General features: G+C 54.1%; 20 protein-coding genes. 16 read left to right on the top strand and 4 right to left on the bottom strand.

Going from position 1 to position 21,348, the window contains the following annotated elements; genetic code table 11:
• Window positions 1–71 precede the first annotated feature (71 nt).
• From L1I42_RS15425 to rpmG, 9 genes are all read left to right on the top strand, one after another.
• Window positions 72–1,061: an aspartate carbamoyltransferase catalytic subunit gene (locus L1I42_RS15425; protein WP_236115634.1), complete on the top strand. Its 990-nt coding sequence runs from the start codon at window positions 72–74 to the stop codon at window positions 1,059–1,061.
• Window positions 1,061–2,353, top strand: a complete 1,293-nt coding sequence (gene pyrC, locus L1I42_RS15430) for a dihydroorotase (protein ID WP_236115635.1) — start codon at window positions 1,061–1,063, stop codon at window positions 2,351–2,353. Before L1I42_RS15425 ends, pyrC begins: the two co-directional genes overlap by 1 nt.
• A 21-nt stretch (window positions 2,354–2,374) precedes the next feature.
• On the top strand, window positions 2,375–2,986 hold the full coding sequence (gene plsY / locus L1I42_RS15435) for a glycerol-3-phosphate 1-O-acyltransferase PlsY (RefSeq protein ID WP_236115636.1): 612 nt from the start codon (window positions 2,375–2,377) through the stop codon (window positions 2,984–2,986).
• A 21-nt stretch (window positions 2,987–3,007) separates the two neighbouring features.
• The gene (dprA, locus tag L1I42_RS15440; RefSeq protein ID WP_236115637.1) at window positions 3,008–4,132 is read left to right on the top strand and encodes a DNA-processing protein DprA; all 1,125 of its coding nucleotides are present in this window, start codon (window positions 3,008–3,010) and stop codon (window positions 4,130–4,132) included.
• Between the two features lie 127 nt (window positions 4,133–4,259).
• Window positions 4,260–6,803, top strand: a complete 2,544-nt coding sequence (topA, locus tag L1I42_RS15445; protein WP_236115638.1) for a type I DNA topoisomerase — start codon at window positions 4,260–4,262, stop codon at window positions 6,801–6,803.
• A gap of 9 nt (window positions 6,804–6,812) precedes the next feature.
• On the top strand, window positions 6,813–9,131 hold the full coding sequence (gene rnr / locus L1I42_RS15450; protein WP_236115639.1) for a ribonuclease R: 2,319 nt from the start codon (window positions 6,813–6,815) through the stop codon (window positions 9,129–9,131).
• Window positions 9,128–9,544, top strand: coding sequence for a DUF983 domain-containing protein (locus tag L1I42_RS15455; protein WP_236115640.1), 417 nt, complete (start codon window positions 9,128–9,130; stop codon window positions 9,542–9,544). Before rnr ends, L1I42_RS15455 begins: the two co-directional genes overlap by 4 nt.
• Before the next feature lie 223 nt (window positions 9,545–9,767).
• The gene (locus L1I42_RS15460; protein WP_369413108.1) at window positions 9,768–10,292 is read left to right on the top strand and encodes a GNAT family N-acetyltransferase; all 525 of its coding nucleotides are present in this window, start codon (window positions 9,768–9,770) and stop codon (window positions 10,290–10,292) included.
• Window positions 10,293–10,416: 124 nt separating this feature from the next.
• Window positions 10,417–10,584, top strand: coding sequence for a 50S ribosomal protein L33 (rpmG, locus tag L1I42_RS15465; protein WP_236115642.1), 168 nt, complete (start codon window positions 10,417–10,419; stop codon window positions 10,582–10,584).
• Window positions 10,585–10,935: 351 nt separating this feature from the next.
• Here the strand turns inward: rpmG and L1I42_RS15470 are convergent, their stop codons facing one another.
• A complete protein-coding gene (locus L1I42_RS15470) occupies window positions 10,936–12,306 on the bottom strand; it encodes a PleD family two-component system response regulator (protein WP_236115643.1) in 1,371 nt (456 codons plus the stop codon).
• Between the two features lie 41 nt (window positions 12,307–12,347).
• A complete protein-coding gene (locus L1I42_RS15475) occupies window positions 12,348–12,722 on the bottom strand; it encodes a response regulator (protein WP_236115644.1) in 375 nt (124 codons plus the stop codon).
• 93 nt (window positions 12,723–12,815) lie between these two features.
• On the opposite strand from L1I42_RS15475, the gene L1I42_RS15480 reads away from it, so the two are divergent.
• From L1I42_RS15480 to L1I42_RS15510, 7 genes are all read left to right on the top strand, one after another.
• Window positions 12,816–13,085, top strand: a complete 270-nt coding sequence (locus L1I42_RS15480) for a DUF3572 family protein (RefSeq protein WP_236115645.1) — start codon at window positions 12,816–12,818, stop codon at window positions 13,083–13,085.
• Complete coding sequence (locus L1I42_RS15485; protein ID WP_236115646.1) at window positions 13,078–14,415, top strand: DNA polymerase IV; 1,338 nt, start codon at window positions 13,078–13,080, stop codon at window positions 14,413–14,415. Before L1I42_RS15480 ends, L1I42_RS15485 begins: the two co-directional genes overlap by 8 nt.
• Window positions 14,402–14,866: a RidA family protein gene (locus L1I42_RS15490; protein ID WP_236115647.1), complete on the top strand. Its 465-nt coding sequence runs from the start codon at window positions 14,402–14,404 to the stop codon at window positions 14,864–14,866. The genes L1I42_RS15485 and L1I42_RS15490 overlap by 14 nt, the downstream gene beginning before the upstream one ends.
• A 4-nt stretch (window positions 14,867–14,870) precedes the next feature.
• Window positions 14,871–15,641 carry a glycerophosphodiester phosphodiesterase family protein gene (locus L1I42_RS15495; RefSeq protein WP_236115648.1) on the top strand — a complete coding sequence of 257 codons (771 nt, stop codon included), beginning with the start codon at window positions 14,871–14,873 and terminating at the stop codon, window positions 15,639–15,641.
• Window positions 15,638–16,780 (top strand): GNAT family N-acetyltransferase, encoded by a 1,143-nt coding sequence (locus tag L1I42_RS15500; RefSeq protein WP_236115649.1) that lies wholly within the window; start codon window positions 15,638–15,640, stop codon window positions 16,778–16,780. Before L1I42_RS15495 ends, L1I42_RS15500 begins: the two co-directional genes overlap by 4 nt.
• 123 nt (window positions 16,781–16,903) lie before the next feature.
• On the top strand, window positions 16,904–18,046 hold the full coding sequence (locus L1I42_RS15505; RefSeq protein ID WP_236115650.1) for a sterol desaturase family protein: 1,143 nt from the start codon (window positions 16,904–16,906) through the stop codon (window positions 18,044–18,046).
• Between the two features lie 3 nt (window positions 18,047–18,049).
• Entirely contained in the window at window positions 18,050–18,466 is a 417-nt protein-coding gene (locus L1I42_RS15510; protein ID WP_236115651.1) for an HIT family protein, read from the top strand.
• A gap of 52 nt (window positions 18,467–18,518) precedes the next feature.
• Here the strand turns inward: L1I42_RS15510 and clpA are convergent, their stop codons facing one another.
• A complete protein-coding gene (clpA, locus tag L1I42_RS15515) occupies window positions 18,519–20,960 on the bottom strand; it encodes an ATP-dependent Clp protease ATP-binding subunit ClpA (RefSeq protein ID WP_236115652.1) in 2,442 nt (813 codons plus the stop codon).
• A gap of 9 nt (window positions 20,961–20,969) precedes the next feature.
• Window positions 20,970–21,293, bottom strand: coding sequence for an ATP-dependent Clp protease adapter ClpS (gene clpS, locus L1I42_RS15520; RefSeq protein ID WP_236115671.1), 324 nt, complete (start codon window positions 21,291–21,293; stop codon window positions 20,970–20,972).
• Between the last annotated feature and the right edge of the window lie 55 nt (window positions 21,294–21,348).

Consider the following 21,348-nt stretch of genomic DNA (forward strand, 5'->3'; position numbering starts at 1 on the left):
AGCCTTTAGCTCACTTGTTCTGGTCGCGACATTGGGTTATGCCCGATAAACCGATTTGGAATGGCAGGCAAATGACTCCCAACTCGCGCACTTCTCAAGACCATGCGTCGGGCACCAATGTGCCCACCCAACACCATTTTTCACAAAAACATCTTTTGGGAATCTCCCACCTCAATCCAGTGGAAATCACGGAATTGCTTGACCGGGCAGAAGCCATGGTGGATATTTCGCGGCAACCGAAAAAGGCCAAGCACAGCCTAAAGGGCCGCACCCAGATTAATCTGTTCTTTGAAAACTCCACCCGCACCCAGTCCAGCTTTGAAATCGCTGGTAAGAGATTGGGCGCTGATGTCCTCAACATGGCGGTGCAGACCTCCTCTGTTAAAAAGGGGGAAACCCTGATCGATACGGCAGCAACGCTGAACGCCATGCAGCCGGACGTGATCGTTGTGCGCCATGCCGCCTCGGGCGCCGTAGAGCTTTTGTCGCAAAAGGTGGCCTGTTCTGTGGTCAATGCTGGCGATGGCACCCATGAACACCCGACCCAGGCGCTTTTGGATGCGCTCACCATTCGACGCAACAAGGGGCGCCTTAACGGGCTAACCGTGGCGATCTGTGGCGATATTGCCAATTCCCGTGTGGCCCGCTCCAATTTGCTGCTTCTGGGCGCCATGAATGCCCGCACCCGCGTGGTGGGTCCAAAGAATATGCTGCCCCGTGGCGTCGAGCAGATGGCGGCAGAGGTGTTTACCGACATGGAAGAAGGCTTGAAGGATGCGGACGTGGTGATGATGCTGCGCCTGCAACATGAACGCGCCTCCGGTAAAATGATCCCCTCGGTACGTGAATTCTTCCATTTTTATGGGTTGGATGAGCGCAAGCTGGCCTTCGCCAAGGATGATGCGATCGTGATGCATCCCGGCCCCATGAACCGCGGCGTCGAGATTGCTCCAAGTATTGCCGATGGTCCCCGCTCCGTGATCACCGAGCAGGTCGAGATGGGCGTGGCCGTCAGGATGGCGGTTTTAGAGGCCCTGTTGACCAATGGGGAGGCCGTCTGATGAAAAATGACTTGATCATCAAAAATGCCCGCCTGGTTGATCCTGCGACTGACAAAGACCAGCAGGGCGCGGTCTGGATTAAAAACGGCAAGATCAAAGATGTCCACTGGGGCAATGCGCCCGAAGCTCCCGAGGGCACGCAAACCTATGACGCTGAGGGCCATGTGATCGCGCCGGGCCTGATTGATACCCGCGTCTCCACCGGCGAACCAGGCCATGAATATCGCGAAACGTTGGAAAGTGCGTCGAATGCAGCCGCGGCGGGCGGGGTGACATCGTTTCTGTTGATGCCTGACACCACGCCTGTGATTGATGATGGCGCCCTGGTGGATTATGTGGTGCGCCGCGCGTCAGCCACATCCAAAGTGAAAATCTGGCCGTCTGCCGCCATCTCCAAGGGGCTGGAGGGCAAGGACCTCACCGAATTTGGCCTGCTTAAGGCCGCAGGTGCGCGCGCCTTTACCGATGGCAACAGCTCCATCCAAAGCACCTCGATGCTGAAAAACGCCTTCACCTATGCCAAGAATTTCGACATGCCGATCCTGCACCATGTGGGCGACAGCGAGTTGATCGGCGATGGGGTGATGAATGCGGGCATTCTGGCCACCGGCCTTGGCCTGAAAGGCATCCCCCACGAGGCGGAAACCATTCCCCTCGCCCGCGACCTGCAATTGGCCGATATGACGGGCGTGCGCTACCACGCCGCTCAGATTTCCTGTGCCAAGTCAGCTGAGCTGGTCCAACAGGCCAAGCAGCGCAATGATCAGGTGAGCGCCGGTCTGTCGATCAATAATCTGTGCTTGAATGAAAATGACATTGGCTCCTATCGCTCCTACTTTAAGTTGAACCCGCCCCTGCGGTCTGAGGATGAGCGTATGGCGATGGTTGAAGCATTGCGTGACGGCACCATCGATATTCTGCATTCGGCCCATGACCCGCAGGACACTGAAGGCAAGCGTCGCCCCTTCGCTGAAGCCACTGATGGCGCTATAGGGCTGGAAACATTTTTGGCGGCGTCATTGCGCCTGGTGCATGAAGAACAAATCAGCCTTGTGCGGCTGCTGGCCACCATGACCATCAATCCCGCAAAGCTGCTGGGACTAGAGGCGGGCCGTTTAGCCAAAGGCGCCCCCGCTGACCTGATTGAGATCGATTTGAATTATCCTTGGGTGGTCGCCGAAAAGGATTTGAAATCAAAGTCACAAAACACAACCTTTGAACATGCGCGCCTGTTCGGTAAAGTGATGACCACATGGGTGAACGGCGATACCGTGTTTCGCCAGAGCGCCTGATCAAATGTTGCGGAGACCAAAATGGATTATGTGAATTTGCTAATCGCTGCTTTGGGCGGCTATCTGCTCGGCGCCGTGCCTTTCGGGCTTGTGCTGACCAAGATAGCCGGTCTCGGTGATATCCGCGATATCGGCTCAGGCAATATCGGGGCCACTAATGTGTTGCGCACAGGGCGCAAGGATTTGGCACTACTCACGCTGTTGGGCGATGCAGGCAAAGGCGGGATCGCCGTGTTGCTGGCGCGCTATTCTCTCGGCGAGCAAGCAGCCCTGATCGCGGGTGTCGCGGCGTTTGCCGGCCATGTGTGGCCCATCTGGCTCGGCTTTAAAGGCGGCAAAGGCGTGGCGACCTATATCGGCACCCTGCTCGCACTTAACTGGATCGTGTGCCTATTGTTCTGCGCCACCTGGTTGATCGTGGCGGTTCTGCGCCGCTACTCCTCATTGGCCGCGCTCAGCGCGGCGGCCGTGGCCCCGGTTTTCGCCTATATCTGGTCAGGCGTTGCCTTAAGCGCTGCATGTGCCATACTCTCGCTTATTCTTTATTACCGACACAAAGACAATATTTTAAGATTACTCGATGGCACAGAAACCAAAATTGGCGGCGACAAGACCGTCAAAAGCGAAGGCTAACCGCCCCTACGGGTGCGGCTGATGGACGGCACCGCCACCTCAGCCACCAACGACCAGCAATTATTTGATTGGCTGCGACTGATCCGGTCTGACAATGTGGGTCCGGCCATGTTCAAACGCCTGATCAATCGCTTTGGCTCCGCCAGCAATGCGCTGGATGCCCTGCCCGACCTGATCAAAAACTCGAGCGCCAAACGCGCCATTCGGCTGGCCCCGAAAGATAAGATTGAAGCTGAAATCGAACAGACTGATCGCTTTGGCGCACGCTTTATCACGCTGATCGATCCACCCTATCCCGACTATCTCAAGCAAATCGCCGATGCCCCGCCACTTCTGACCATGCTGGGCAATCCGGCCCTGTTTGCCCAACCCACCATCGGCATCGTGGGTGCGCGCAATTCCAGTGCCGCAGGCACTGCCATCACGCGACAATTGGCTCAGCAATTGGGCGAAGCCGGCTATGTGATCGCCTCGGGCTTGGCCAAAGGCATTGATGCGGCCGCGCATCAGGCAGCTCTGCCCACCGGCACCATCGCCGTTTTTGCTGGCGGCATTGACCATATTTATCCCGACAGCAATATCGAACTGGCCCGCAATATCTTGCGCCACAAGGGCGTGTTGATGACTGAGCGCGCCTTCGGATCGGTGCCGCGGGCACAAGACTTTCCCCGCCGCAACCGCATTGTCTCGGGCCTCTCTTTGGGGATTGTGGTGATCGAGGCGGCGCTGCGGTCGGGTTCGTTGATCACAGCCCGCATGGCCTTGGAGCAAAATCGCGATGTGATGGCCGTGCCCGGATTTCCGCTCGACCCGCGTGGTGAAGGCGGCAACAAGCTGATCCGCGACGGCGCCACACTGGTGCGCCATGCCGATGATATTTTGGCCGAATTGCAGCAAAGTAAACCGCTCCAACAGCAAAATTTGCTGCAGGAAGACGATTTCGACCAGAACTTTGTGCCCGATGCCTGCCCGCCCGATGCAACCGAAACAGTGCTCGCCGCGTTAAGCCCCACACCAACTCCAATAGATGAGATTGTGCGCCATACCGGTTTGCCGGTCGCCATGGTCTCAACAATATTGCTTGATCTGGAAATTGCTGGGCGCCTGGAAAGATCGGCGGGACAATTGGTGGCGTTGCGCCCTTAAAAACTGATCCAAAGCGCCCAATATTGCGAATAAACAGCGCGGCCCTTTTTGTTTGGTCATTGACAATTGACGCAAAGCAAGACCATGTTGCCGCCGATTTGACGTTAGGATCTTAAGGACCGATTGAATGAAGCTGGTGATTGTCGAAAGCCCTGCGAAAGCAAAGACTATTAATAAATATTTGGGCAAAGACTATGAGGTTTTGGCCTCTTTCGGCCATGTGCGCGACCTGCCATCTAAAGATGGGTCTGTGGATCCGGACGATGATTTCGCCATGAAATGGGAAACCGATGCCGCGTCCAAAAAACGTCTCACCGAAATCACCAAGGCCACTAAGGCTGCCGACGAACTGATTCTGGCGACTGACCCCGATCGCGAAGGGGAAGCCATTTCCTGGCACGTACTGGAAGTGCTCAAACAGAAAAAAGCGCTGAAAGACACTAAGGTCAGCCGCGTGGTGTTCAACGCCATCACCAAAAAAGCAGTTCTGGAAGCGATGGAACAGCCACGTGATCTGGATACGCCTCTGGTGGACGCCTATCTGGCCCGCCGTGCGCTCGATTATCTGGTGGGCTTTACCCTGTCGCCAGTGCTGTGGCGCAAACTGCCCGGTTCTCGTTCTGCTGGCCGCGTGCAATCTGTGGCGCTGCGCCTGGTTTGCGAACGCGAAGAAGAGATTGAAAAGTTCAAGCCGCAGGAATATTGGAGCATCACCAGCACGCTCAATCAGGGCGGTAAAGACTTTGAAACCCGTCTCTATGCCCTCAACGGTAAAAAGACGGACAAGCTGGACATTGCCACCGAAGAACAAGCGGCCTCTATCCGCGATGCTATCAAGGCGGGCAGCCTGACGGTCAAGTCCGTTGAGAAAAAGCCGACCAAGCGCAACCCTTATGCGCCCTTTACCACCTCGACCATGCAGCAGGATGCCTCCAGCCGCTTGGGGTTTGCCCCATCACGCACCATGCAAGTGGCACAACGGCTCTATGAAGCCGGCTTGATCACCTATATGCGGACAGATGGGGTGCAAATCGCCCCCGAAGCGATCAACGCCACCCGCGCGCAAATCGAAAAAGACTTTGGCAGCAACTATTTGCCGGAAAAGCCGCGCCTCTATCAGTCTAAGGCGAAAAACGCCCAAGAGGCACACGAAGCGATCCGCCCGACAGATTTGTCGCGTACCCCGAAGGATGCCAAAAATCTGGAAGCTGATCAGGCCAAGCTTTATGATCTGGTGTGGAAACGCACCATGGCCAGCCAGATGCGCGCCGCTGAAATGGAACGCACCGCCGCCGATATCGAGTTGAATGGCGCGAAAGACCAGATCACCCTGCGGGCTGTTGGGTCCGTCACCACCTTCCCCGGCTTTATGTCGCTCTATGGTGTGTCGACCACAGAAAAAGACGATGAGAACAGCCGTGAACTGCCACCCTTGGCTGAAGGCGACAATCCGGCATTGAAAAAATGCGAAATTGAGCAGCATTTCACCCAGCCCCCGGCGCGCTTTACCGAAGCGAGCCTGATCAAGAAGATGGAAGAGCTGGGTATTGGCCGCCCCTCCACCTATGCCGCGACCTTGGCGGTGCTGCAAAACCGCGACTATGTGCGGCTGGAAAAACGCACCCTGATTCCAGAAGATCGGGGTCGGCTGGTGACAGCCTTCCTGCAGAGCTTTTTTGAGCGTTATGTTGAATATAGCTTCACTGCCAATCTGGAGGAGCAGCTCGACGAAATCTCCGCCGGTGAAATCAATTATAAGACGGTACTCAATGATTTCTGGCGCGATTTTAATGCCCATGTCACCGAGATCAAGGACCTGCGCGTTTCAGAAGTGCTGGATGCGCTCAACGCACTGCTGGGCGACCATATCTTCCCACCCAAGGAAGATGGCAGCGATCCGCGCAAATGTCCGGACTGTGATACCGGCCAACTCTCGCTCAAAGTCGGTCGCTACGGCGCCTTTATCGGCTGCTCCAACTATCCGGAATGCAACCATACCCGCCAGCTGGGCGAAAGCGCTACCGGCGAAGCTAGCGGCGCTGACGGTACGGGCGTAATCGGACAGCATCCCGACTATGGTGTCGATATTGAGTTGAAAAAAGGTCGCTTCGGCCCATATCTGGAAATGGAACTGGATGGCGAAAAGAAACGTTCCGGCCTTCCGAAGGGCTGGTCGCCTGAAAGCATTGACTTGGAAAAAGCTGTCAAATTGATCTCGCTGCCGCGCGATGTGGGTGAACATCCTGAAACTGGCAAAATGATCACAGCTGGTCTCGGGCGTTATGGACCCTTCGTGCTGCATGATGGCACCTATGCCAATCTGTCGGACATTGAAGAAGTATTCGATGTCGGGTTAAACCGGGCGGTATCCGTGCTGGCGGAAAAGGCAGCCAAAGGCGGTCGTCGTGGCGCGGCACAGACCTTGAAAGAACTGGGTGACCACCCAGATGGTGGCGCAGTGACGGTGAAAGACGGGCGCTATGGCCCCTATGTCAATCATGGCAAGATCAACGCCACCCTGCCCAAAGACACCGATCCGCAATCAGTGACCATGGAACAGGCGTTGGAGCTAATTACCGCCAAAGCTGCAAAAAGCCCGGCAAAGAAAAAGCGCAAAGCAACTGCAAAAAAGAAAGCACCAGCCAAGAAAAAGGCTGCAGCAAAATCATAAAGGATAAAAATGGCTCGGAAAGATAAAACGTCACGCCTGAAACAATCTCCCGAGGCGCGGCAAAAACAAAATTTCCGCGCCAAACAGAACCGCGATGGCACCATGCCCACGCGCGAAGAGGTTGTGGACTTTATTGTTCGCTATCCGAACAAAGCCAGCAAGCGCGACCTTGCCAAGGCCTTTGGCATTCGCGGCGATGATCGCATCGTCTTCAAAGCGCTCTTGAAAGAGATGGAAGAAGACGGGCTGCTGACGCGGGACAAAAAGAAATATCACCCAGTGGCGGAGCTGCCCTCGGTCACCGTGATCGAAATCCCATTGGATGCCGATCCTGACCATATGATCGGCTACCCCGCCAAATGGGATGGTGATCAAGAAAGTCGCCCGAAGGTCTTTATTGCGCAAGACAAGAAAAACAGAGCTGTGCCCGCACCGGGCGACCGGGTGTTGGCGCGGATCGACCGCGACGAAAACAAAGACCCGATCTATACCGCCCGCCCCATGAAGGTGCTGGATAAGCCGAAAAAGGCCTTGATCGGCATTGTTCGGAAAACAGACAAAGGCGCGCGCCTTGTGCCAGTGGATCGCAAGGGCAAGGAAATGCAAATCCATGCTGGCGATCTGGGCGACGCCAAAGAAGGCGATCTGGTTGAGGTTGAACAATTTGTTTCAGGCCGCCTGATGGTGCCGCGTGCTCGTGTGACGAGCATTATTGGCAACCCGAAAAGCGAAAAGGCGATCAGCCTGATCGCGCTGCACAATCACGACATCCCCTATCGCTTCCCCAAATCCGTGCTGGATGAAGCCGAAGCGCAGGAAGCTGCCGGTCTTGAAGGCCGCGAAGATTGGCGCCATATCCCGATCGTTACCATCGACCCGGCGGACGCCAAAGACCATGATGATGCGGTTTATGCCGAACCGGACGACGACCCGAAGAATGAGGGCGGCTTCCTGATCTATATCGCCATCGCCGATGTCGCCAATTATGTGCGCCCGGAAACAGCCATGGACAAGGAAGCGCTGGTGCGCGGCAACTCGGTCTATTTCCCCGATCAGGTGGTCCCAATGCTGCCCGAGCGGATTTCCAACAATCTGTGCTCTTTGGTGGAAGGCGAGAACCGCGCCGCCATGGGCCTGATCATCAAGATCGACAAGGATGGTAAGAAGCTCGACCACAGCTTCCATCGGGTGCTTATGCGCTCCGCAGCAAAACTGAGCTACCAACAGGCGCAAACCGCCATTGATGGCCACCCCGATGAAAAGACCGAGCCGCTCCTCGAACCGATCCTCAAGCCACTCTTTGCGGCCTACGCAGCATTGGAGAAGGAACAAAAACAGCGCTCTCCGCTGGCACTAGACCTGCCGGAGCGGCGCATTCGTTTGAACGAAGACGGGTTTGTGGAAGATGTGTTCGTGCCCGAACGTCTGACCGCCCATCGCTTGATCGAAGAAATGATGATTCAGGCCAATGTGGCCGCAGCGGAAACGTTGGAATCGAAAAAGTCGCCCCTGCTCTATCGCGTGCACGATGCGCCGTCGCATCAAAAGCTGATCGGGTTGCAGGAATCCCTGGCCAGCCTCAATATCAGCATGTCCGTTGGCGAGAATGTGAAGCCGATGCATTTCAACAAAGTGCTGGCGCAGGCAGAGAACACTGAAAACCCGCATATGGTGAACGAGCTGGTGCTGCGGTCGCAGGCGCAAGCTGAATATACAAATGAAAATTTTGGGCACTTCGGCCTCAATTTGCGCCGCTACGCCCACTTCACCTCGCCGATTCGGCGCTATGCTGATTTGATTGTGCACCGCGCACTGATTGCCGCCCTCAATTTGGGCGATGATGGGCTAAAACCGGGCATGGAGAGCAAACTGGCCGGCATTGGCGAGCAAATCTCCATGACCGAACGCCGCGCCATGCTGGCCGAGCGTGACACCAGCGATCGCCTACTGGCCTACTTCCTGGCGGACCAACTTGGTGCCCGTTTTAACGGGCGCATTTCCGGCGTAATCGGGGCGGGACTATTTGTCCGATTGGATAAAACCGGCGCAGATGGTTTTATCCCTGCGTCAATGCTTGGTACAGACTATTTCGTTCATGATGAGTCGCAACAAGCACTGATAGGGGAACGCACAGGAGAACGGTTCCGTATTGGCGATCAGGTTGAGGTCCAGCTTATGGAAGCTGAACCGTTGGCCGGGTCATTGCGCTTTGAAATGTTGTCAAAGGGCGAAAAAACCAAGCCAATCGGACGCAGCCGTCCCAAACGTTCCTTTGGGAAAAAATCCAAAGGATTTGCCCGTAAACGGGGCAAACGGAGTGCAAAATGAGTTTAGAGATGACCACCGCCGCCAAACCAAAACGCTCGATCTGGTCAGCGATGAAGAATGGCATGAAATGTAAATGCCCAAAATGCGGCGAAGGAAAATTGTTTCGGTCCTACTTGAAGGTGAACGACACCTGCCCGACCTGCGGCGAAGCACTTTATCACCACCGGGCAGACGATGCCCCGCCCTATATCACCATGGCGATTGTCGGCCACATTATTGTGGGCGCCATTCTGCACATCGAAATGGCCTATGAGTGGGAGCCAATGCTCTATCTCTATATTTTCGTGCCCATGGCGCTCCTCTCGTCTCTTGCGATGCTGCCCTCGATTAAAGGCGCGGTGGTCGCCATTCAATGGGCCACCTATCTTCACGGTTTCGATCCTGAGCATACCGACGAGACCGACGGCCGTTAGATCCCAAAGTCACTTTCGCTCAGCTTCCCAGCGCTCAGCTTTTGAGCGCTGGTGTGGATTTGGGCAACGATCGAAACAATGCAAGCCGCAAACCTGGCTTGGTGCACGCGCTGATGCCCATTTGCAAGCACGTAGCGAATTGCTATGTTCGATCAGTCAAACGATTTAGTGGGGCAAATGCGGTTCGGAAAATCGATCCGATGGGCCCAATGGATAGCATCACGTGATTGAAAGCTTAAATCTCCGACCGCCAGCATTTGCAGACGCGCCTCAAATCATGCGCATACACCAAATGGGTTTGGAAACCGGACACGCCTCTTTTCGTGATAGCCCCATCGCCTGGCCCGAATTTGAACGAAATTACCTTGCCGGCCGCGGCGTGGCCCGCGTCATTTGCAACCAAAACACCGTGCTGGGCTGGGCAACAGTGATTCCCAGCTCACCTCGCGCTGTTTATGCAGGTGTGGGCGAGATATCGATCTATCTCGACCTGGAGATGCGTGGACAAGGCATCGGCTCCCGATTGATGCACGATATTGTGGCAACGTCAGAAGATCAGGGCTATTGGACCATGTTCGCCCATATCTTCCCAGAAAATGCGGCCAGCATTGCTCTGCATCAAAAGGCAGGCTTTGACACGATTGGCCGACGCAGGGCAATCGGCAAGATGAATTACGGCCCCATGGCTGGCAAGTGGCGTGATGTGCTGTTGATGGAACGCCGCAGTACCGTTGTGGGGTTGGACTAGCGTTCAAATACAATTATTTCTGCTTTGAACTTGACATTTGGTTGGAAATGCATAGGTTGCGCCCAACGGAATGATGACAGATCGCCGCGCATGATTGCGTGGCCTTTTATTTGGGAATGTAGGCATGGCCAAGTCCAACACTGTAAAAATCAAGCTGGTTTCAACAGCTGACACAGGTTACTTTTACGTGACCAAAAAGAATTCACGCACAATGACCGAGAAATTGACTTTGAAAAAGTACGATCCGGTTGCGCGTAAGCACGTTGAATTTAAGGAATCTAAAATCAAGTAACTTGATTTGATTTCGACAAAAAAACCCCGCCTGAGAAGGCGGGGTTTTTTGTTGGGCGGGCGATCCAGCTCGGTCAGAAGAGGCCACTCTTAAACCGAGCCGGAACTGCCCCCTCGCAGGATCTCAGGAAGTTGCGGCGGACCTGAGCAGTTGTCTGCGAGGCAAACCACTCATTAATTGAATGGTGCCCTTTGCAAATACGACGCCAGTCCGCATTTTCCAAGCAAATTTTACGTAAATGGAATATAAACAGAAGATTAACTTAAAGACTTAACCTTAACGCCCCGGATTAAGGTTAAGTCTTTGTCTTAACGCATAAAATTTTGTTAAAATGCGTTAGAAAGCGCGCCGTTAGGCGGCTTCGTAGACAGTGCGATTGCGCCCTTCGCGCTTCGCCCGATAAAGCGAAATGTCTGCACGCTTCATCAGGTCCTCGGGCGTATCATGCTCACTCTCGTAAATGGCAATGCCGATACTGACCGTAATGTTCAATGGCGCGACCATCTCGGTTTCAAAATGCTCTTCGCCAATTGATTGACGCACCCGTTCAGCAACCAATTGTGCGTGATTCAAATCCGTATCCGGCATCATCACCACAAATTCTTCACCGCCATAACGGGACGCCAAATCGACCCCGCGAATGCTGCGCTGCAGGCGCAACGCAAATTCTTTGAGCACTGCATCGCCCACCGCGTGGCCATGGGTGTCATTTACCGCCTTGAAATAGTCAATATCCAACATCATCAACGACAAATTGCGCTCATGCTCTTTGGACTTTTCCAACTGCACTGCCAGATGCCGGTCAAAATAGCGCCGGTTATAAAGCCCGGTCAGCTCATCAATAACGGCCATGGCCACAGTAGAGGACAGATTTTTCCGCAACTCCGCCGAATAGCGATGCCGCCGAATTTGCGTCCGCACCCGCGCCGCCAGTTCGTTGCGCTCCACAGGCCGCAGAATAAAATCATTTACGCCCAACTCCAGTCCACGTACCACACGCGGCTTGTCCGGTCCGTCCGCCACCAGAATAATCGGCATATTCCGGGTTTTTTCCAGCGTGCGGATTTGAGAACAGACGCGCAGCGGATCAATATCTGTCAGCGACATGGACACGATCACCAGCTCAAAATCTTCTTCGGCCAACACCATTGGGGTGTCTTCGGGCCGCGTAAGCACTTTGACATCATGTTCGCGGTTCAGCACATCCTGCAACCGTTCTGCCGCGCGCTCATCGCTTTCAATCACCAGCAATTTGCCACCCGTCGCGTCAATACGCTGGGTCATGCCGACAATGTCTTCAATGGCGATCGACTGACCCGTCAGCGCACGAGAATGCAATTCGTCAGTCAGGTTTTTAAGGCGCGACAGGCTTTTCACCCGCGCCATCAATTGAACATCATCAACCGGCTTGGTGAGAAAATCATCGGCGCCGGATTCCAATCCCTTGACCCGGTCCGATGGTTGATCGAGTGCAGTCACCATTACAATCGGAATATGCTGGGTTTTCGGATTGGCCTTCAATCGGCGACAGGTTTCAAACCCGTCCATCTCCGGCATCATCACATCCAAAAGCACAATATCGACTTGACCCTGATCACAAATTTCAATGGCCTCGTGCCCGCTTGTCGCTTCCAACACATCAAAATATTCGGCCGACAATCGTGCAGCCAGCAATTTTATGTTTGTTGGTATGTCATCTACCACCAATACGCGTGCGGTCATTTTACTCGTCCCGTACTCACTAACTCAAACTGGGCGCGAACCTACTTGCCTGGTCCGATAAAATTCTCAATCGTCTGCAAAAAATGCGGCAGCGAAATGGGTTTGGAGATGTAGCCCTCACATCCCCCCTCCAAAATGCGCTCCTCATCACCTTTCATGGCAAAGGCTGTGACAGCGATCACGGGAATCGAACGCAGCGATTCATCTTCTTTGATCCACTTGGTCACCACCAGTCCTGATACTTCTGGCAACTGAATGTCCATCAAGATCAAATCCGGATGATGCGCTTTGGCCAAATCTAACGCTTCCATACCGTTACGGGTCTGGATCGTACGATAGCCGCGCGACTCCAACAAATCGTTGAAAAGCTTCATATTCAGCTCATTGTCCTCAACGATCATTACCGTCTTTGCCATATAGTCCCCAAATCTTTGCGAAACGCTTTTGCCCTTCCTTGAGAAAGGGATATAACAAGAAAACCTTACGAAAGACGTAATGAAAGCCGCGCCATGATGAAATCCAGCCCCGACAAAATCCAATTTGTAGCTGACGCCTGCTTGAACCATCTCATTGCAGAACCTGAGCTTTTAGGGCAATTCATGACCGAAACCGGCACCACGCCGGACGAAATGCGTGCCGGTGATTCGCAATCGCTGGCCGATGGATTGTTAGCGTTTTTCGCCCAAAATGAATCAGCTCTATTGTCCATGTGCGCCAACGCCAGACTCACCCCTGAGGAGGTGATGCGGGCCTATTATTCGCTGAATGTTCATGAATGATGAGCTTGCCCCCACCATCTGTCGTGATTGCGGGCATCTGGAGCGGGCGCTCGCCCTCACCCGCTGCCCGAATTGCCGCTCTATACGGCTGATCAGCCATCCAGAACTGCTGACCCTCGATATCGCCCATGTGGATTGCGACAGCTTCTACGCGGCGGTGGAAAAGCGCGACAACCCGGACTTGCTGGATAAACCGCTCATTGTAGGTGGTCGAGAGCGCGGCGTCGTCTCCACCTGCTGCTATATTGCCCGCATGAGCGGCGTGCGCTCAGCCATGCCGATCTTTCAGGCCAAACGGCTCTGCCCCAACGCTGTTTTTATGCCGCCCAATATGGCGAAATATGTGGAGGTAAGCAAACAGATCAAAGCCAAATTTCTGGCCCTGACACCCCTCGTGGAGCCATTGAGCATTGACGAAGCCTTTCTCGATCTGTCTGGCACCCAATTGCTGCACAAGGCCTCGCCCGTGGAAATTCTGGTGCGCCTCGCCAATGAGGTGGAGCGTGACATTGGCGTCACCATTTCGATCGGCCTGTCGCACAACAAATTTCTGGCCAAAATCGCCTCCGAGCTCGATAAGCCGCGCGGTCTGGCGCTGATCGGCGCAGCGGAAACGCGCGACTTTCTCGCCAAGCAAAAAGTCACTGTGATTTATGGCATAGGCAAAAAGTTTGGCCAGCGCCTCGAAAAAGATGGCATCACCCATATCGGACAGCTACAACAAATGGGCCTTAAGGATTTGGCAAGCCGCTATGGTGAAATTGGCGCGCGATTGTTTTATCTTTCACAGGGCGAGGATAAGCGCAAGATCAAGTCGACACGTGGCGCGAAATCCGTTTCAAATGAAACAACATTCTTTAAAGATATCAGCGATTTTGACGAACTTTCTCACATTTTGCTTAAACTTAGTGAGAAGGTCTCGGCACGGCTAAAAAAGGGCAACATTGCTGGCGATACGGTCACGCTAAAACTCAAAACAGCGGGTTTTGCCACCCGAACGCGGTCGCGCCAACTGATCGAACCAACGCAATTGGCCCACGTCATATTCGAAACCGGTATGTCATTGCTGAAAAAAGAAGTCGGCATGACAGCCTTTCGGTTGTTAGGGATAGGCGTGACCGGCCTCGCCACCCCCACCAGCAACGAAGATCCGCACGACCTTTTGGACCCCAATGTGGCGCGCAAAGCCAAAGCAGAACGGGCCATGGACAGCATTCGCGAAAAATTTGGTGAGGACGCCCTATTGCGTGGCCGCATGATGCGGGCCAAATATGAAAAAGAGCAACGCAAGAAAGATTCGCAAAAGGACAATTCCGATGAGCGTCATTGAACAAAAACTCGAAGAAATGGGCCACAAGCTGCCCGCGCCGAAAGCGCCGCTTGCCAGTTACCTGCCGTTCAAAAAGTCAGGCAATATGCTCTATATTTCCGGACAATTGCCCATGAACGAAAAAGGATTGGTGACCGGCCGTTTGGGTGCAGAGGTGGATGTTGAAGGTGGCCAGAAAGCCGCGGAGATGTGCGCGTTGAACATTCTGGGCCAAATCAAATCTGCTGCCAATGTGCCGCTCGAAGACGTCATCCAATTCGTTAAGCTGTCGATCTTTGTGGCGTCCACGCCAGATTTTACCGACCAGCACCTGGTGGCCAACGGCGCCTCCAACCTGATTGGTGAGCTATTCGGCGAAAAAGGCCGTCATGCACGCGCCGCCGTTGGTGTGCCCTCCCTGCCCCTTGGGGCCGCAGTGGAAATCGAAGCCATTGTCGAACTCGCATCATAATCAAATGCTCCAGCAAATTTTTGCACGCCCGATTGCCCATCGGGGCCATCATGATGTTGCCAATGGCATTGCCGAGAATGCAAAGTCAGCGTTCGTGTCTGCGATCGCAAACCGCTATAGCATCGAGTGCGATCTGCAATTGACCGGAGATAATCAAGCCATTGTTTTTCATGATGAAAAGCTAGATCGCCTGACTCCACATAGCGGGCATGTCGCCGATATCAGCATGGGACAAGCCACGCGCATACCGCTGAAAGAAAGTATTGAAGGCGATCACATCATGTCGTTCGCTCAATTGCTGGAATTCGTAAATGGGCGGGTGCCCCTAATTGTCGAACTGAAAACCCAAGGGACGCGCAATAAAAAATTGGCCGAAGCTGTGCATGCCACGGCCAAGGACTATTTGGGTATCTTATGTTTTAAAAGCTTTGATCCTGATCTGATCCGCCATTTGCACCGTTTAAAAGACAAATGGCCCAAGGGAATCGTGGTAGAGCGCGAAACTCCGCCCGGCCAAACCGCATGGATTGGGTTCCGATTGCGCCACCTGCTGCACTTTCCCCTGTCCCGCCCGGACTTTGTGTCCTGCGATGTGGACAGCCTGGATTTGCCCGCCGTGCGGGCCTTCCGCGCCAGTGGTCGCAAAGTCATGAGCTGGACCATAGACACGCCTGCCCGTTGGGAGAAAGCCATGGCCGAAGCCGACCAGATTGTCTTTGAGGATGTCAACCCGAGAACCGGACGAGCACGGTCGAAGGAGAACCCGGCTTTGTGAGCGAATATGTGCTGAAAACAAATGCCCGTATTGAAGAAATCGGTGCCGCAGCTTGGGATGCGTTGGCGGGAGCGGACAATCCTTTCACCTCCTTTGCCTTTTTGTCTGCACTGGAAGATAGCGGTTGCGTGGCGGCACACACGGGCTGGCAACCGCAGCATCTCAGCCTTGAATCACCGGATGGCGGCATTTTGGGCGTAGTGCCCGCCTACCTCAAAGGCCATTCCCAAGGCGAATATGTGTTTGATCATGCGTGGGCCGACGCGTTCCAACGCGCAGGCGGGCAATATTATCCCAAATTGCAGATTTCGATTCCCTTCACTCCCGCCACGGCACCCAAATTGCTGACACGGTCTGATGCCCCGGATCAAGCCAAAGCGCTGTTGATCGATGGGCTGGAACGGGCCTGCCAACAGTTGAACCTGTCCTCCGCTCACGCGACATTTCTCAATGATGACGAGATGGCGCTATTCGTAGAAAACCAATGGCTTGAACGCCATGATCGCCAATATCACTGGTTCAACAAAGACTATCAGGATTTTGATCATTTTCTGGCGCAATTGGCGTCGCGCAAACGCAAAGCGATACGCAAAGAACGCCGCACCGTCGCCGAACACGGATTGAAGATCGAATGGCTGAGCGGCAACGATATTCAGGAACATCACTGGGATTCGTTTTTCGCCTTTTATATGGACACGGGCAGCCGCAAATGGGGAAGGCCCTACCTCAATCGCAACTTTTTTTCACTGATCGGCGACAGTATGGGCGATAGAATCGTTTTGATGCTTGCGCATGACGGTACTGAATATGTGGCCGGTACCCTCAATCTGGTGGGCAAAGACACGCTGTTTGGGCGTTATTGGGGCTGCAATCAGCATATCCCCAATCTGCATTTTGAGCTGTGCTATTATCAAGCCATCGATTATGCCATTGCCCACAATCTACATAAGGTGGAGGCAGGTGCCCAGGGCGAGCATAAGATCGCTCGCGGCTATGAGCCGGTGACCACCCGTTCCGCCCACTTTATCCCTCAACCCAACTTCCGCGACGCCGTGAGCGATTATCTGGAAGAAGAGCGCCGGCATGTGGCGTTGGATCAAAAGCTATTGCAGGGCTTCACTCCATTCAAGAAAGAGTGAGTCTTTACCGCTACTTATGATACAGTTAACATTTTACGGCAGACCCCATGCTCGCCACATTGTCGTGGCAATTGATTTAAAGCGGGGTTCTGCCCAAAAGCGTTTAAGGCAAAAGAGGCGCAAATGAATTTTGTTTATATTATCACTTTACTCCTTCAGGCCGCGCTCATATTTGCTGCGTCCACCTTTTTGTTCGATATATTGCATTATCTTCTCCATCGCTGGCAGCATTCGCGCTTTGCCCTTCTGCGAGAGTTTTCGCGCTGGCACGAGGTGCACCACAAGTTCCTCGATAAAAATATGGATGTGCATCCCAACTGGGCCAAGGCCAATCTGTGGTGCCATCTGGTGCCCGAATTTGTGGTCTCGATCCTCGGCACAGCCATCTTTGTATTGCTGTTTGATTGGATCGCTGTGGCAATTGTGGTCCTGATTCACTCCGGCCTGTTTGCCTGGCGGGTGGTCGATGAAGGGCGGGACATCAACCATATGAATATGGACAGGCTCAACGGCCGTCGCGGGTTCTTTTTTGTCACCCCCACCTACCATGCTTTGCACCATGTCTATCCCAATCAGTTTTTCGCCTCCTTTCTCAGCTTGTTCGACGTGATTTTCGGCACATCTTGCCAGCTTAAAGGACAGCGCGTATTGATCACCGGTGCCTCGGGTGCCTATGGTCAGGCTCTTGCCAAACGTTTGGAAAAGCTGGGCGCCATCGTCGACACCGCCAAATATGGCGAAGATTATGAAATCGACCATTATGATGGCTTGAGCGACAAGATGCGGAAAGCGGACATATTGGTGCTGGCCCATGGCGCCAAAACCCATGATTGCTGGACCGCAAACTACACCAGCTTTGTCGATCTGATCGAAAAATTCCGCGTGATTGGCAAGGACCGCCTCACCCCTCCAGAGATTTGGGCGGTGGGATCAGAAATAGAGTTGCACGGCGATATGGGCATAAAGGCGCTCAAGCCTTACGCTGCTTCCAAACGTGCGTTTGCCGCCCGCGCCCGCGAATTCTATACCAGCCCGGACCTCACCTATCGGCATATTGTGCCCGCCGCTTTTACCTCACGCATGGGCAAGGGCCTGATGTCCGCCGATGTGGCCGCCGCTCTTTCCTTGTTCCTGATCCGGCGCGGTTTTACCTATGTACCGGTCACTTACACCACCTTGGCGGTGTGGAATTATATCCGCTTTCGGTTTATACCTTGGCCCAAATCCGTGCGCAAAGCACCCATCATCAGCAACAAGAGTGCCTAATCTATGAGCTACGATCCCGACAACATTTTCACCAAGATCATTGCGGGCGAAATTCCCAGCCACAAGGTCTATGAAGACAATGTGTGCATTTCAATTATGGACATAATGCCGGAAGCGCCCGGCCATGTATTGGTGGTGCCAAAACAAGGTTCGCGCAACCTGTTGGACGCGGACGCCGATACGCTGGCGGACGTGATCAAACGGGTGCAAAAAATCGGCAATGCGGTGAAAAAAGCCATGAACGCGGATGGTATTTTGCTGCGCCAGGCCAATGAGGAAGCCGCCGGACAAACTGTCTATCATTTGCATTTTCACCTGATCCCCTGCCACAAAAATGTGTCTCGGCGCGATCATGTGAGCGGCACAACAGCCAATGAAGAATTGGCTGCCAACTGCGAAAAAATCAAAGCCGCGCTTTAATCAGATTTTCAATGCTGAAATGAAAAGGCCGGGCATTTGCCCGGCCTTTCCTTTATTCACTATCCTGCTTGGATTTGGGTCCGCGCTTGGCTGCCTTGGGCACGCGCGTGCCCGACGTTTTTTTCGCAGTCGATCCACTCGTGCCAGATTTTGCCGTCGACTTCTTCGCCGCAGACTTGCGTGGCGCTTTTTTGTCGGCCTTTGGGCCGGTAATGGCTTTGGGTCGTGCAGGCTGTGGCGGCAGGAAGGTCAGCTTGAGCATATCTTCCTTCTTGTCCACGCCCACTTGCACCGTACCGCCATTTTGCAGCTTGCCAAACAACACCTCGTCGGCCAGCGGCTTTTTGATGTGCTCTTGGATCACGCGTCCCAACGGTCGTGCGCCCATCAACTCATCATAGCCACGCTTGGCCACCCATTCATTGGCCTCTGGGGTCAATTCAATGGTCACGCCGCGTTCGCCCAATTGCGCTTCAAGCTGCAGCACAAATTTGTCGACCACCAGCGCCACAACGTCGGTTTTCAACGGTGCAAACGAGATGGTGGCATCCAGACGGTTGCGGAATTCAGGCGTAAACAAGCGCTTGAGCGCCTCTTCATCGTCACCTGTGCGCCGTTCCTGCGTAAAGCCCATGGGGGCTTTGGACATTTCGGACGCGCCCGCATTTGACGTCATGATCAAAATCACATTTCGGAAATTGACCTGTTTGCCATTGTGGTCGGTCAGTTGGCCGTGATCCATCACCTGCAACAAGATGTTGAACAGGTCGGGATGCGCCTTTTCGATTTCGTCGAGCAGCACCACACAATGCGGGTTCTGATCAACGCCATCGGTCAGCAAGCCGCCCTGATCAAAGCCGACATAGCCCGGAGGCGCGCCGATCAAGCGCGAAACGGTGTGCCGCTCCATATATTCAGACATATCAAAGCGCAGCAGCTCCAGCCCGAGTGTATCGGCCAATTGCTTGGCCACCTCGGTCTTGCCCACGCCAGTTGGCCCGGTGAACAGATAAGACCCGATGGGCTTTTCAGGTTCACGCAGCCCGGCCCGCGCCAGCTTGATGGCGGAGGACAGCGCTGTGATCGCTGCATCCTGACCAAACACCACGCGCTTGAGATTGTCTTCAAGATTGGACAACACTTCCGCGTCAGACTTGGACACAGATTTGGGTGGAATGCGCGCCATTGTAGCAATGGTGGCCTCCACATCTTCGGTGTCAATCACACTCTTGCGGTCCGCCAACGGCTTCAACCGCTGGGCAGCGCCGCTTTCGTCAATCACGTCAATCGCTTTATCCGGCAATTTGCGGTCGTTGATATAGCGGGCAGACAGCTCAACAGCTGTCTGAATGGCGTCACTGGTATATTCCACCTCGTGATATTTTTCGAAATAAGGCTTCAGCCCCTTCATAATATCAATGGCTTCCGAAACAGTCGGCTCCACCACATCAATCTTTTGGAACCGACGCACCAGGGCACGATCCTTTTCGAAGAATTGGCGGAATTCTTTATAGGTTGTCGAGCCAATGCAGCGCACCGCGCCGGACGCCAATGCCGGTTTCAACAGGTTGGAAGCATCAAGGGCACCGCCTGACGTGGCCCCAGCTCCGATGATGGTGTGAATCTCGTCAATAAACAGCACTGAGTTTTCTTTTTCTTCCAGTGCTTTCATCACCGCTTTCAACCGCTCTTCAAAGTCGCCGCGATAGCGTGTGCCGGCCAACAAAGCCCCCATATCCAGGGCATAAATGGTGGCATCTTTCAGCACATCCGGCACTTCTTTGTCTTCAATCCGCTTGGCCAAACCTTCGGCGATCGCGGTTTTACCCACGCCTGGATCCCCCACATAGATGGGGTTGTTTTTTGAGCGACGGCAGAGCACCTGAATTGTGCGATCCAGCTCGGCTTTCCGGCCGATCAACACGTCAATTTTGCCGTCTTGCGCTTTTTTGTTGAGGTTGACGCAGAATTCGTCCAGAGGCGATGAACCGGCTTGTGCCCCGGCCGCTTCTTCCTCGCCTTCTGCCCCGCGCACAGGGCGCGTTTCCGTGATCCCCGATTTGGTAATCCCGTGCGAAATATAGTTCACGGCATCTAGGCGGGTCATATCCTGTTGCTCGAGGAAATAAGCCGCATGGCTTTCCCGCTCGGCAAAGATTGCAACCAGCACATTGGCACCAGTCACTTCGTCCCGTCCAGAGGATTGCACATGGATGACCGCGCGCTGAACCACCCGTTGAAACGCGGCAGTCGGCGTTGGATCAAGATCAGTATCGGTAATCAGGCCGTTCAACTCTTCGTCCAGAAACTCTTCCAGATCGCGCCGCAGCACCTCGCGATCTACATCGCAGGCCTCCAGCACAGCAATAGCGTCGCTGTCATCAATCAATGACAGCAGCAAGTGCTCCAATGTTGCCATTTCGTGAGTACGATCACGTGCAAAGGTCATGGCATTGTGCAGTGCACGTTCTAATCCGCGGGAAAATGAGGGCATACTTGCCTCCTATTGCTTTTCCATTACACATTGTAATGGATGCTGGTGTTTACGCGCGGCATCCATAACGCGCGTTACCTTGGTTTCAGCCACTTCGTATGGAAAAACGCCACACTCCCCCACACCATTATTATGCACGTGCATTGTAATGGTCACCGCCTCTTCTTGGCTCTTGTGAAAAACCTGTTGCAGCACAGCAATCACAAACTCCATGGGCGTATAATCATCATTGAGCAAAAGCACACGATAAAGGCTGGGACGCTGGGTCTTGGTGCGCGTTTTTGTGGCCACACCAATGCCGGAATCCTCACCGTCTTCATCTTTCTTTGCCATGGCAAATACCTTTGCTGAGCCTGCGCTCAATTTGGGCATCTGTTCATTGGTCATA

The organism is Maritalea mediterranea, assembly GCF_021568695.1.
Lineage (GTDB): Bacteria > Pseudomonadota > Alphaproteobacteria > Rhizobiales > Devosiaceae > Maritalea > Maritalea mediterranea.